The organism is Arthrobacter sp. TJ-217 (assembly GCF_058269255.1).
This window is the reverse complement of the sequence record NZ_JBZCNJ010000004.1, coordinates 281,456-293,375: the sequence shown is the minus strand read 5'-3', so window position 1 is coordinate 293,375 and position 11,920 is coordinate 281,456. Positions and strand designations below refer to the sequence as shown.

The 11,920-nt window shown below is 66.4% G+C and carries 12 protein-coding genes; 5 read left to right on the top strand and 7 right to left on the bottom strand.

Annotated features, from left to right (window positions below):
• Positions 1-69: 69 nt before the first annotated feature.
• Both AC4D2R_RS09400 and AC4D2R_RS09395 read right to left on the bottom strand, forming a co-directional pair.
• Complete coding sequence (locus AC4D2R_RS09400) at positions 70-555, bottom strand: GNAT family N-acetyltransferase (protein WP_490939589.1); 486 nt, start codon at positions 553-555, stop codon at positions 70-72.
• Positions 556-599: 44 nt separating this feature from the next.
• Positions 600-3,146, bottom strand: a complete 2,547-nt coding sequence (locus tag AC4D2R_RS09395; RefSeq protein WP_490939587.1) for a DEAD/DEAH box helicase — start codon at positions 3,144-3,146, stop codon at positions 600-602.
• A 39-nt stretch (positions 3,147-3,185) separates the two neighbouring features.
• On the opposite strand from AC4D2R_RS09395, the gene AC4D2R_RS09390 reads away from it, so the two are divergent.
• The 3 genes from AC4D2R_RS09390 to AC4D2R_RS09380 all read left to right on the top strand — a co-directional run bounded on the left by AC4D2R_RS09390 (position 3,186) and on the right by AC4D2R_RS09380 (position 5,312).
• Complete coding sequence (locus tag AC4D2R_RS09390; RefSeq protein WP_490939585.1) at positions 3,186-3,974, top strand: trans-aconitate 2-methyltransferase; 789 nt, start codon at positions 3,186-3,188, stop codon at positions 3,972-3,974.
• A gap of 165 nt (positions 3,975-4,139) precedes the next feature.
• Positions 4,140-4,835 carry an SGNH/GDSL hydrolase family protein gene (locus AC4D2R_RS09385; protein WP_490939583.1) on the top strand — a complete coding sequence of 232 codons (696 nt, stop codon included), beginning with the start codon at positions 4,140-4,142 and terminating at the stop codon, positions 4,833-4,835.
• 159 nt (positions 4,836-4,994) lie between these two features.
• Positions 4,995-5,312: a hypothetical protein gene (locus AC4D2R_RS09380; protein WP_490939581.1), complete on the top strand. Its 318-nt coding sequence runs from the start codon at positions 4,995-4,997 to the stop codon at positions 5,310-5,312.
• A gap of 32 nt (positions 5,313-5,344) precedes the next feature.
• Here the strand turns inward: AC4D2R_RS09380 and AC4D2R_RS09375 are convergent, their stop codons facing one another.
• The 3 genes from AC4D2R_RS09375 to AC4D2R_RS09365 all read right to left on the bottom strand — a co-directional run bounded on the left by AC4D2R_RS09375 (position 5,345) and on the right by AC4D2R_RS09365 (position 9,146).
• A complete protein-coding gene (locus AC4D2R_RS09375) occupies positions 5,345-5,923 on the bottom strand; it encodes a TetR/AcrR family transcriptional regulator (RefSeq protein ID WP_490939579.1) in 579 nt (192 codons plus the stop codon).
• A gap of 95 nt (positions 5,924-6,018) precedes the next feature.
• Positions 6,019-8,376, bottom strand: coding sequence for a glycoside hydrolase family 65 protein (locus AC4D2R_RS09370; protein ID WP_490939576.1), 2,358 nt, complete (start codon positions 8,374-8,376; stop codon positions 6,019-6,021).
• Between the two features lie 47 nt (positions 8,377-8,423).
• On the bottom strand, positions 8,424-9,146 hold the full coding sequence (locus AC4D2R_RS09365; protein WP_490939574.1) for an HAD family hydrolase: 723 nt from the start codon (positions 9,144-9,146) through the stop codon (positions 8,424-8,426).
• A gap of 463 nt (positions 9,147-9,609) precedes the next feature.
• Here AC4D2R_RS09365 and AC4D2R_RS09360 point away from each other — a divergent pair, with 463 nt between their 5' ends.
• The gene (locus AC4D2R_RS09360; RefSeq protein ID WP_490900358.1) at positions 9,610-9,798 is read left to right on the top strand and encodes a hypothetical protein; all 189 of its coding nucleotides are present in this window, start codon (positions 9,610-9,612) and stop codon (positions 9,796-9,798) included.
• A gap of 58 nt (positions 9,799-9,856) precedes the next feature.
• Here the strand turns inward: AC4D2R_RS09360 and AC4D2R_RS09355 are convergent, their stop codons facing one another.
• A complete protein-coding gene (locus tag AC4D2R_RS09355; RefSeq protein WP_490939572.1) occupies positions 9,857-10,513 on the bottom strand; it encodes a VOC family protein in 657 nt (218 codons plus the stop codon).
• A 210-nt stretch (positions 10,514-10,723) separates the two neighbouring features.
• Positions 10,724-11,362 (bottom strand): MBL fold metallo-hydrolase, encoded by a 639-nt coding sequence (locus AC4D2R_RS09350; RefSeq protein WP_490939570.1) that lies wholly within the window; start codon positions 11,360-11,362, stop codon positions 10,724-10,726.
• Between the two features lie 157 nt (positions 11,363-11,519).
• Here AC4D2R_RS09350 and AC4D2R_RS09345 point away from each other — a divergent pair, with 157 nt between their 5' ends.
• Entirely contained in the window at positions 11,520-11,897 is a 378-nt protein-coding gene (locus AC4D2R_RS09345; RefSeq protein WP_490900355.1) for a GntR family transcriptional regulator, read from the top strand.
• Positions 11,898-11,920: the final 23 nt, after the last annotated feature.

Here is an 11,920-nt window from a genome sequence, read left to right as displayed (position 1 = left end):
CGGGCTGGTAAGCGTCCGAGCCGCCGGCGGTGGCTTCCGCACGCGGGGATCCCGCCCTGCTCCGGGTGCTCACTGTGCCTCAGTCCCCGCGAAGCCGCTGAGCGCTGCGCCCGTGAGCCGGAAGGTCGACCAGTCGGACTGCGGGCGGGCGCCAAGGCTCTCATAGAAGCGGATCGACGGTTCGTTCCAGTTGAGCACCGACCACTCCACTCGGGCGTAGCCGCGCTCCGTGGCGATGCGGGCGAGCTGGCGGAGCAGGGCCTTGCCGTGCCCTGATCCGCGGGCGGTGGGGCGGACATAGAGATCCTCGAGGTAGATCCCGTTCACGCCCTCCCACGTCGAATAGTTGAGGAACCATAGGGCGAACCCTTCGATCTCACCCCGGCTCTCCGCCACATGGGCGTAAATGGTCGGAGTTGACCCGAACAGTGCCTCGGTGAGCTTGGGGACAGTGTTCTTAACGGCATCCGGCTCCTTCTCGTAGATCGCAAGATCATGGATGAGCTGGAGGATGGTCGGCACATCCTCGGGCCGGGCTTCGCGGATTACGTTCATCCTCCAAGCCTAACGAGGCGGCCGACACCTCAGTCGCCCCCGGGCTACGGCGCGCCGACTCCTGTGACTTCAACCACGGGCGTACCGGCGGCATCGGAGGCCGCCAGGTCGATGACCGCGTTGATCCCCCAGTCGTGGTTCCCCTCCGGGTCCTTGAAAATCTGGCGAACCTTCCACACCCGCGGCTGCTTGTCGATGATCAGCAGGTTCGGTCCGCGCGCTTCGGGGCCGTCGTCGATGTCCTCGTAGTCGTTGAAGTACCCGTCCATCGCCTCCGCCCAGCGGTCGGCGGTCCAGCCCGAGTCGGAGTCGAGCGCCCCAAGCGCCTCGTCCTTCTCGTCGGCGAACAGCTGGACACGCTGGAACATCTCGTTGCGGACCATCACCCGGAAAGCACGCTCGTTCGAGGTGACCGAAGGAGGCTCCTCCGGCAGGTCGACGTCCGGCCCGACGGTTCCGCCGGCCAGGCCGGAGACATCTCCGGCTGCGAGCCGCGCCCATTCGTCGATCAGGCTGGAGTCAACCTGCCGGACCAGCTCGCCGAGCCACTCGATGATGTCGCTGAGGTCTTCGCGCAGCGCATCGCTGGGAACGGTCTGGCGCAGCGCCTTGTAGCAGTCGGCAAGGTAGCGCAGCAGGATGCCTTCGGAGCGGGTGAGGGAGTAGAACGCGACGTACTCTCCGAAACTCATCGCCCGCTCGTACATGTCGCGCACCACGGACTTCGGGGCGAGCTCGAAGTCGCCAAGCCACGGCGCCGTCCCGCGGTAGACGTCGAAGGCCTGCTGCAGCAGTTCGGCGAGGGGCTGCGGGTAGGTGATCTCCTCGAGCCGGGCCATCCGGGCGTCGTAGTCGATGCCCTCGGCCTTCATTGCGGCAACCGCCTCCCCGCGGGCCTTCTTCTCCTGTGCGGAGAGCACCTGACGCGGCTTCTCCAGTGTCGCTTCGATGACGGAGACGACGTCGAGGGCATAGCCGGGAGCCTCGGGGTCGAGCAGTTCGATGCTGGCAAGCGCGAAGGGGGACAACGGCTGGTTGAGTGCAAAGTTCGCCTGGAGGTGGACCCTGAGCCGGATCTGGCGCCCGTCGGCGTCGGGTTCGGGGAGCTTCTCGACTATGCCGGCGGTGACGAGCTCCCGGTAGATGCCGATCGCGCGGCGCATCAGCCGCAGCTGCGAGGCGCGGGGCTCATGGTTCTCGCTGAGCAGCCGCTGCGCCGCCTTGAACGGGTTCCCCGGGCGTTCGAGCAGGTTCAGCAGCATGGAGTGGCTGACGGTGAACGAGGAGGTCAGGGGTTCCGGGACGCCCTCGACGAGGCGGTCGTATGTGGGCCGTCCCCAGGAGACAAATCCCTGCGGCGGCTTCTTCCGGACCACCTGGCGCAGCTTCTTCTGGTCGTCGCCGAACTTGGACACGGCCTTGGCCATCGCCTTGGTGTTCTCCACAACATGTTCGGGGGCCTGGACCACGACGGTGCCGGCGGTGTCGTAGCCCGCCCGGCCCGCCCGCCCGGCGATCTGGTGGAACTCCCTGGCGTTGAGCAGCCGGGTCCGGACGCCGTCGTACTTGCTCAGCGCGGTGAGCAGCACCGTGCGGATCGGCACGTTGATGCCCACCCCGAGGGTGTCGGTTCCGCAGATGACCTTGAGCAGGCCCGCCTGCGCGAGCTGCTCGACGAGCCGGCGGTACTTGGGGAGCATCCCCGCGTGGTGGACGCCGATTCCGTGACGGACGAACCGGTTGAGGGTCTTGCCGAAGCCGGAGGAGAACCTGAAGGAACGGATCAGCTCGGCGATGCGGTCCTTCTCTTCGCGGGTGCACACATTGACGCTCATCAGACTCTGTGCCCGCTCGATGGCCTCGGCCTGGCTGAAATGCACAACGTACACGGGCGACTGGTTCGTCGAAAGGAGCTCCTCGATCGACTCCTGCACCGGCGTTTCAACGTAGTAGTAGTGAAGGGGGATGGGCCGTTCCACCGAGGTCACCGTTGCGGTGGGGCGCCCGGTGCGGTTGGTCAGTTCCTTCTCGAAGAGGGATACATCGCCAAGGGTGGCCGACATGAGCAGGAACTGCGCCTGGGGCAGCTCGAGCAGCGGCACCTGCCAGGCCCAGCCGCGCTGGGGGTCGGAGTAGAAGTGGAACTCGTCCATCACCACTGTGCCGAGCTCGGCTGCCGCTCCTTCGCGCAGCGCAAGGTTCGCGAGGATTTCGGCGGTGCAGCAGATGATGGGCGCGTCGGAGTTCACGCTCGAGTCACCGGTGATCATCCCGACGTTCTCGGCGCCGAAGATCTCGGTGAGCGCGAAGAACTTCTCGGAGACCAGGGCCTTGATCGGGGCGGTGTAGTAGGTCCGCCGCCCTTCGGCCGTGGAGAGGAGGTGTGCGGCGATCGCCACAAGGGACTTGCCGGATCCCGTGGGCGTCGCGAGGATCACGTTGCTCCCCGAGACGAGTTCAAGCACCGCCTCGTCCTGCGCCGGGTACAGGGAAAGCCCCCGGGACGCCGCCCAGTCGGTGAAGGCCTCGTACACCGCGTCGGCCTGGGGCTGATCGGACGATGGCGCGGGGAGATGCTCTTGAATCCTCATTGTCGCTTCAGCCTACCCGTGCCGGGGTTAGGGTGAGCTATGCAACGGAGCATCGTGACGTGGAACCCCGCCCAGTATTCGCAGTACGTGGACGAGCGCGGGAGGCCCTTCTTCGACCTGACCGCCAGAATCAACCATCCGTCGCCCCGCCGCGTCGTCGACCTGGGCTGCGGGCCCGGGGAGCTGACCGCGGCGCTCGCCGTGCGTTGGCCCGGGGCGCAGGTCACCGGGATCGACTCCTCGCCCGAGATGGTCGGCCGTGCCCGCGCGCTCGACGCTCCGGGGAACCTCACGTTCCTCGAAGGCGACGTCGCCGAGTGGACGCCCGGGCCCGAGGACGACGTCGTGGTTTCAAACGCCCTGCTGCAGTGGGTGCCGGGGCATCAGCAGCTCCTGGCGCGGTGGGCGGCGGGGCTGCCGGACGGAGGGTGGCTGGCGGTGCAGGTGCCGGCGAACTTCGACGCGCCATCGCACTCCCTGATGCGCCGGCACGCTGGTTCCTCCCGGTGGGCACACCTGCTTGACGGCGTGCTGCGGCATTCCGACGCCGTGGGCGAGCCGCAGGACTACCTGCGCCTGCTCGCCGGGGCCGGAATGCGCGTCGAGGCGTGGGAGACGGTCTACCACCACGTCCTCCAAGGGAAGGACCCGGTCCTTGAGTGGGTGCGCGGAACCGGACTGCGACCGGTCCTCGATGCACTCTCCGCGGCGGATGCCGCCGAATTCGAGGAAGGGTATGCGGAACTGCTGCGCGGCGCATACCCGGTTGAGTCCTTCGGGACGGTGTTTCCGTTCCGAAGGATCTTCACCGTCGGCAGCAGGCCCTAGGAACGGGCCGCCCGGGAAGCGCCGCCGCACTACCTTCCGGCATCGGTCCCGTGCCCGCCCTGCGCTGTTGCTGGCGAGGATCCGCCTGCACGTGGCGGCGGGCGCCTGCCGTGTGCAGGATAAAAAGACGGTGTGAACTGCTTAGCGCGTTGATACATTTGCCGCATGTGGAGGAAGCGTGCGGGGAAAGCCGTACCAGCCACGGAGTCACCGGCCGGCCACGTGGTGCTGCTGGGCGACTCCGTATTTGACAACGCCGCCTATGTGTCCGGCGGCCCCGACGTCGTGGCGCAGCTGCGCGGCGAGCTGCCCCCCGGCTGGGCCGCCACCCTCCTGGCCATCGACGGCGATGTGGCCTCCGGCGTGGCCCGGCAGCTGCGCGGGCTGCCCTCCGACGCGACCCACTTGGTGGTGAGCGTCGGCGGGAATGACGCCCTGGGATACGCGTACCTGCTAGACCAGCCGGCCCGGTCGGTCGCGGCTGCCCTGGGGATGCTCAGTGATGCCCGCGACTCCTTCGCGCCCAGTTACGACGCGATGATCGAGGCGGTGGCGGCGGTCGGACTTCCCACCGCTGTCTGCACCATCTACGACACTCCACGCTCTGAACCGAACCAGCGGATCATCCGTACAGCGGCAGCCATCTTTAACGACCACATCACCCGCGCCGCGTTCTCCCGCGGCGTCTCGCTGATCGATCTTCGTCTGATCTGCAGCGACGACGGCGACTACGCCAACCCGATTGAACCGTCCGTCCAGGGCGGCAGGAAGATCGCGAAGGCGATCGCCGGTGCCCTGTCGGCGGGGGAGACCGCCGTCAGTTCCGTTTTCGTCGGCACGCCCCGCCACGCCGTGTTCTAGACAGACTTGTCTACCTGTCGGTAACATCGTTGCAGGACGGTACGTGGAAATGTATGGCAGCGGGTGGCGCATGTGCGCCTGCGGCCGGTCCAGGGGGCGGTCATCCTGCGGGTTGTTGGATGCCGGAGACGAACACACCGGCCATGCCATAAGGATGCAATGCTCGACGAATACCTGCCCCGCCCGTTTTCCGCCGATCCCGAGCGGATCCGCGTGCCCGAAGATGCAAGCGCCCTCACAGTGGACCCTGCAATAACAATCCGGTTCCAAGCCCTGGAAATCATCCAGAAGACGCTTCGCAGTCCTGACGCCGCAGGCGAGGACGGGCGGGCCCGGCTCCGGCAGCGGCTCGAATGGTCGACCGCTCCGGAGCGGTCGGAAGAGGTGCTGCTGGAGCACCTCCAGGAGATGGTGCGGCTCAACAACCCCGGCTTCGACATGTCCGACGGCGATCCCCGGGATGGGGAGCACCACTGATCCGTCGCTGACCCGCAGGCTGCAGGTGCCGCTCAGTCAGCCCGGTGGTGCTCGATCAGCCACCGCGCCATGGGTTTCGCCCGTTCTGCCGCCCGTGCGTCGGACTCGGCGGCGGCAACGATCGCACCTTTCATCAGCAGCACGTACGCATGGGCAAATTCCTCAGCATCCTTGAGCATGGCTTCCCCTGCGAGCTCCTCAACCCCGCCGCGGATCTTTGTCAGGTACTCCGCGCTCGCCCTCCCCAGGGGATGGCTGTGACCCAGTTCGAAAAGCGTCTTGATGTAGGAGCACGACTCATAATCGGGACGGCGGAACCATTCATCAAGCACATCGAAGATTGCAAGCAGTCTTTCCTCGGCAGTGTCTGCCCGGCGCGTTGATTCCGCGACAAGGTATCCCACGGTGAAGAGCTCTTCGCGCCGCGCAAGGAACGCGAGAACCAGGTCGTCCTTCGATGGAAAGTGGTAGTAGAAGGTGGCTTTGGCGATTCCCGCCTCACGGATCAGCTCGTTGACGCCAACATCGCGGATGCCGCGCTGCATGAACAGGTCGTACGCCGTCGCGAGTATCCGCTCGCGGGGTTCAGCCACCGGTGACATGGTTTCCATTAGGCTCCTAATGCAGTGGACGGACCTTCAGCATGCTTTGCGTCCATACCACCAGTATTCGGGGTCTGCGTGCACACCGCGAGTAATTTCTTGACTTAAAGGGCGGGCTCCTGAATCGGCGTGCGTGGCTGAACGATCGGGATGCCGGCTGTGGGGAAACTGCTGTGGAACACCGACGGGGCCGGCGCCGCCACCGGGGCAACAGCGAGCGTCACCCTCTCGGCACCGACTGTCACGAGCCGGTCCCGCACCTGCACATCGATGGGCGGGCCACCGGCGAAGGAGAGGGTGATCGACCCCGGTTCAAGCTCAACCCTCAAGGATCCGCCGCGGTGCTTGAGGCTGAACGAGAGTCCGGTCCATTCGGCCGGGAGGCGCGGATCGAAATACGGAACCGGGCCCTGGTCGCGGAACCCGGCGAACCCGCTGACAAGGGAAGCCCAGACGCCTCCGGCGGCAGCGATGTGAACGCCGTCGATCGTGTTGCTGTGCGAATTGTCCAGGTCGATGAACGCGGCATCGGTGAAGTGCGACAGCGCTACATCGCCGTAACCCACCTCAGCCGCCATGATTCCCTGGACGCACGCGGAAAGCGTTGAGTCTCCCGTGGTGATCGGGTCATAGAAGTCGAAGGCGCGCTGCTTCTCTTCGGCCGTGAAGTCCTGCCACTGAAGGTACATCGCCAGCACGGTGTCGGCCTGCTTGAGCACCTGGTGCCGGTAGATCACCAGGGGATGGAAGTTGAGCAGCAGCGGATACTTGGAGCGCGGCGTTGACCAGTCCCAGGGTTCGAGGGTCATGAAGTCGGCGTCCTGCGAAAACACCTGGAGCACCTCGTCAAAGGGCATCTGCATCCGGGCCGCGGCCTGCAGCCACAGGTCCCGCTCCGTCTCGTCGACGTCCGAGCGTTCAAGCGCCGCAGCGGCACGCAGGTTGAACCGCGCCATGACGTTCGTGTAGAGGTTGTCGTTTACGACGGCCGTGTACTCATCCGGTCCGGTGACTCCGTGGATATGGAAGCCGCCGTCCTTGCCGAAAAAGCCGAGCGAGAGCCACATGCGGGCCGTCTCGATCAGCAGATCCGCGCCTTCCGACTGCTGGAAGGCGGCGTCGCCGTCGGCCCAGATGTACCTGTTGGTGGCGAAGGCGATTGCTGCGGCGATGTGGAACTGTGCGGTTCCGGCCGCGTAGTAGGCGCTTGCCTCGAGACCGTTGATCGTGCGCCAGGGGAAGAGCGCCCCGTCGACGCTCAGCTCGCCGGCCCGCGCCCTGGCTTCGGGCAGCAGCCGATGCCGGAACTCGAGCACTTTGCGGGCGGCCTTCGGGTTGGAGTAGGTGAGGAATGGGAGCAGATAGATCTCCTGGTCCCAGAAATAATGGCCCTCGTATCCCGATCCGCTGACGCCCTTCGCCGGGATGCCGGCTACCCCGGCCCTGGCGGTCGCCTGCGCGAGCTGGAACAGGTTCCACCTCACGGCCTGCTGGAGATCTGCTGGACCTCCGATCTCAATGTCGCCCGTTGCCCAGTAGTCCCTGTAGTGCGCTGTGCTCTCCTCGAAAACCGCCGCGGCGGGCCGAACCGAGGCTTCCGCGGCCGATGCGACGTCGGATCCACCCCCGGCAGCTGCGACGGCGTACCCGACGCTCTTTTCGAGCCGCAGAGGCAGTCCGTCGTCGATGGTGAGGACGTACCGTACGCTGCTTTCGTCCTGGTCGGCGGTCGTCTCCAGCGGAGGCTGCTGAGTTGAGATCCAGTGATCGACGGCAACGCCGACCTGCTGCTTGGATTCCTGGGTTTCCCATGCCAGCCGGAGGGAGCCGGTGTCGCCGTCGAGCCGCAGCGGCAGCAGGACGCGTCCTGCGTGCCTGCCGGAGCGCCGGGGATCGTGCTCGGAGTGGTCCTCAACGGGCTGGTCCTGCCGGTTGATGACCAGGGAGGTGATATCCGCCGACACTGCCCGGTCCGCCGACACCTCGAGGCTGATAGCCAGGCCGCCGCGCGTTTCGTATCCAACGGCGCGCCGCTCCACGGTGGTCACTGCGGCACCGGAGCGGGTCAGCCAGGTGATCCTGCATTCGTAGATTCCCGTAGTGAAATCCACGGTGCGCCGGTACTCTGCCACGGCCGATCCGGCCAGGGTGAGCGGTTCACCGTCAATGACGACCCTGAAGTTGTTGGCGTCTGGCACATACAGGATCCGTTGACCGGTGCGGGCGAACCCGAAGGCATTTTCGGCGTGCTTGATGTCCCAGGTTTCATGGAAACCGTTGATGAAGCTGCCCGGCAGCTCCGTATCGGCAGCCGACCAGTGGGCGCCCCGCACACCAAGGAAGCCGTTCCCGATGCAGAACAGCGTTTCGAGTGCGCCGGTGTCCCCGGGCTTGGAGAAGGTCTCAACGAGTCCCCATGGAGTGCGGGGGAAACGTTCCCGGTCCGCGTTGATAAGCGCCATTTTTCGGCAGTCCTTTGGTGATGGTGGTTCGAGGGTTGTCGAAAGGGCTAGAGCAGTTCGTCGAGGTCGCCGACAACGAAGGTTGCACCGGCCTGCAGGAGGGTCTCCCTGCCGGCCCCCCGGTCGACGCCGATCACCGAATGGAATGCGCCGGCGCTGCCCGCCTGGACCCCTGACACTGCGTCTTCGACAACCACGCAGCTCTCGCTGGGAAACTCAAGGAGTGCCGCCGCGTGCTCATACGTTGCCGGGTCCGGCTTGCCGGGGATGCCTGCTGCGGCAGCCACGGTGCCGTCGACCACTATGCGGAAGTGCCCGTCGAGTCCTGCGGCCCTGAGCACCGCCGGCGCGTTCCTTGAGGAGGAAACCACGGCGAGCGTGAGCCCGGCGTCCTCGGCGGCCTCGATGAAACGGACTGATCCCGGATAGGGATCGACGCCCTGGGTCCTGACGATGTCGTTGAAGAACCTGTTCTTGCGGTTGCCAAGGCCCTGCACTGTCTCATGAGCCGGATCATCATCGGCTGGGCCTTCGGGAAGCGTGATGCCGCGCGAGGCAAGGAAATCCCGCACCCCGTCGAAGCGCGGCTTGCCGTCGATGTGGTCAAAGTAGTCGCCCCCGGAGTACTGCCGCACGCCTGCGCGGCCTTGCAGGTAGTGCTCGAACAGGGCCTGCCATGCGGTTTCGTGGACCTCGGCGGTGGGCGTCAGTACGCCGTCGAGGTCGAAGAGCACTGCTCGTGCTCCCGTCCAATGGCGGAGTGTGTTCATTGTCGGACGAAGTCCATTCTTGAGTTCGCGTGCCTCGGCTCACCGGGCGACCGCGTTCGGCGTCCAGCAGCCGGCGGTGGCAATGGGTGGGAGGGCGTGCCGCCCGGAACAACCGCGCGGCCCAACGTCATATTCTTCCCTATACAGACAAGTCTTTCTACCCGAGGCAGATTGTTACGTGTCGAAGCCCTTGTGTTACTGCGTGGGGGCTCGTCCGCCAGCGGCGCTCCAGCCATTTCTCAAGGTGGATCCGCGGGATCATCGGGCCGCGGCCGCCGCGGCCCGTTCAGGGGAACGGGCCCGGCCGCGCTGCCCCGGCAGGGCATGGTCCGGCGTAACGGCCGCGGGTAGAATTTCGGCACGCCTGGCTGCCACCCTTGTTCGCGGCCGGAGCAGGGGCATCTATGGAGGGCCCCACAGCACCAGCAACAGGGGCAGAACGAACGACAGGGAAGGACGACCAATGGATGTATCGACGCTGACCTCACTCCTTCGTGAGGCAGAGGAGCACCACGGCGGATACGAGGCGAACTCGGCCCCCCATCACTGGTCAGGCTGGTACGCCGCGTACATCGTGGCGCGTGATCAGGGCCGCACCCCGGAACAGGCGTACGACGACGCTGTTCAGCACCTCGAAGGAGGAGCGCAGTAAGGAGCCGCCCGGGGTAGGCCGAAGCGCCCCCGGGCGGTCGCCGACGCCATGACGGCGGTTATTCGCCGCTCTGCTCCCGCACGAGGTACGAGGCGAACCACTGCGGCCAGTTCGGGTCCTCCTGCATGCTCTGCTTCCCCTGCTCCTGGTGGGCCGCGGCCGCGCGCTGGAGTGCCTGTGCGAGGTCGGCGGGCGAGCCGAATGCGGTATCGCCTTCGACGCGGCCCGGGAACCGCTGGGTCACCTCCTGCAGGATCCAGCCGTTTCCGTCGGGATCACTGAAGGAGACGAACGACCCGTAAGTGCCGCGGTCGGGGTGCGGGCCGGAAACAGGTGCGTCGTTGCCTGGGAACCTGCATGCGTAACCGGCCTCGCAGTGAAAGACCTCACTCGCGTCGACGCCTCGGGCCACGAGATCCTGCTGCGCTGCCACGATATCCGTGACGATCAGGTGCATGCCCTGGGCGGACCCGGGCTCGGCAAGCGTGACCTTGCTGCCGAATTGGATGGAGCACCCGGAACCAGTGGGCGTGTATTGAAGTCCGCGGAAGTCGCCGTCGACGAATTCGCCGTCGAGCCTCCATCCCAAGCTGTCGTAGAACTGTTTGGCGCGATCGACATCCGAAACGGGAATGACGATCACCTCCAGCTTCATGTCGACCGCGGCGCTCGTCGTCCCGGTGTCCGCGCTGGTGTCGGGTTGTGTTGTGTTCACGTTGGCCTCCCTTGTCGTACCCTGTCAGGTCAGCTACAGGGTCGCACTCCGGAGCACCCGAGGCGCCAGTGACAAACCCTAGTCTGGACACTGGTCCCGCCCACGGCCCGTGCCCCCGTCCCAGGTTCGGGAGCAGTTCCCGCAACGGTGAGCGCGAAGAGGTGGTCTCCTCTCGGCAGGCGCCCTTTTCGATGGTCCGCGGGAGCGCTGTTACCAGCCGCGCTCCCGCCATTGCCCGAGGTGCGGACGCTCGGCGCCGAGCGTCGTGCCCCTGCCGTGGCCTGGATGGACGAGAGTGTCGTCGGGAAGGTAGTCGAAGACCCGATCCACAACGTCGGCGTACAGCGAGGCGAAGCGCGCGGCATCTCCCCGCGTGTTCCCCACGCCGCCGGGGAAGAGCGAGTCACCGGTGAACAGGTGCGCGGGCCCGTGGGGATCGCGGTACAGCAGCGCCACCGATCCGGGCGTGTGGCCGCGGAGCTTGATCACCTCAAGCTCATAATCGTCGAAGGAATGCACGTCACCGTGCTCGAGGGCCACGTCGGTCGGAACCGCGATATCCGGGATGTCCTCAGTGCCTGCGGCCGTGCGCACCCCTGTGCTGTCGACGATCCGGCGCAGCGCCCGTACGTGGTCCCAGTGCGAGTGTGTCGTCACAAGCAGGGCGAGCCGGGCCTCGGCGTCCGTATCGGCCGCGCCCCCGCGGAGCAGGGCGAGGATCGCATCGGCGTCGTCGGCCGCGTCAATGAGCACCTGCTCTCCGGACGCCTTGCCGGTGAGCAGGTAGACGTTGTTGTCCATTTCGGAAACGGCGATCGTGCGGATGGTGACGTCGGAGAGGTTCAGCATGGGGCAAGTGTAGGCACCGGAATATAAGCGCTCGCAGGGTTTGCTGAATACCTGCTGCTACCGGTAGTAATCACGTGCGGAGGCGGTATCCTGCACTTACGAACGCTAGGGACGGGCGACGCACACGCCGCCGTGCTCGGTGGGGAAAGGGGAACCCTTGGACAACGATGTTCCCGATTGGCTGAAGCTCGACCAGTCAAACCCGGCTCCACCCTATGAGCAGCTGCGCGCGCTCATCGTCGAGGCGGCCAACAGCGGCCGGATTCCCGTGGGCACCCGCCTCCCTCCGGTACGCACCCTTGCCGCGCACCTGGGCGTCGCGGCGAACACCGTCGCCCGGGCGTATCGGGAGCTGGAGCGCGCCCAGATCGTTGTCACCCGGTCCCGGGCGGGCACCGTCATCGCCGCCGCCGGAGACGAGGCACGCAAGCGGGCGGCCGACGGCGCCGCGGACTATGCGCGGATCGTCAAGGCCAGCGGACTCAAGGAGGAGGAAGCGGTTGCGTACCTGCGGGCCGCGTTGCGCCGAGCGTGAACGCTCGGCGCGGGAACCGCTGC

Coding starts and splice junctions, on each gene's coding strand:
- AC4D2R_RS09400 (WP_490939589.1), bottom strand. CDS start 555: ATGAACGTAATCCGCGAAGCCCGGCCCGAGGATGTGCCGACCATCCTC.
- AC4D2R_RS09395 (WP_490939587.1), bottom strand. CDS start 3,146: ATGAGGATTCAAGAGCATCTCCCCGCGCCATCGTCCGATCAGCCCCAG.
- AC4D2R_RS09390 (WP_490939585.1), top strand. CDS start 3,186: ATGCAACGGAGCATCGTGACGTGGAACCCCGCCCAGTATTCGCAGTAC.
- AC4D2R_RS09385 (WP_490939583.1), top strand. CDS start 4,140: ATGTGGAGGAAGCGTGCGGGGAAAGCCGTACCAGCCACGGAGTCACCG.
- AC4D2R_RS09380 (WP_490939581.1), top strand. CDS start 4,995: ATGCTCGACGAATACCTGCCCCGCCCGTTTTCCGCCGATCCCGAGCGG.
- AC4D2R_RS09375 (WP_490939579.1), bottom strand. CDS start 5,923: ATGGAAACCATGTCACCGGTGGCTGAACCCCGCGAGCGGATACTCGCG.
- AC4D2R_RS09370 (WP_490939576.1), bottom strand. CDS start 8,376: ATGGCGCTTATCAACGCGGACCGGGAACGTTTCCCCCGCACTCCATGG.
- AC4D2R_RS09365 (WP_490939574.1), bottom strand. CDS start 9,146: ATGAACACACTCCGCCATTGGACGGGAGCACGAGCAGTGCTCTTCGAC.
- AC4D2R_RS09360 (WP_490900358.1), top strand. CDS start 9,610: ATGGATGTATCGACGCTGACCTCACTCCTTCGTGAGGCAGAGGAGCAC.
- AC4D2R_RS09350 (WP_490939570.1), bottom strand. CDS start 11,362: ATGCTGAACCTCTCCGACGTCACCATCCGCACGATCGCCGTTTCCGAA.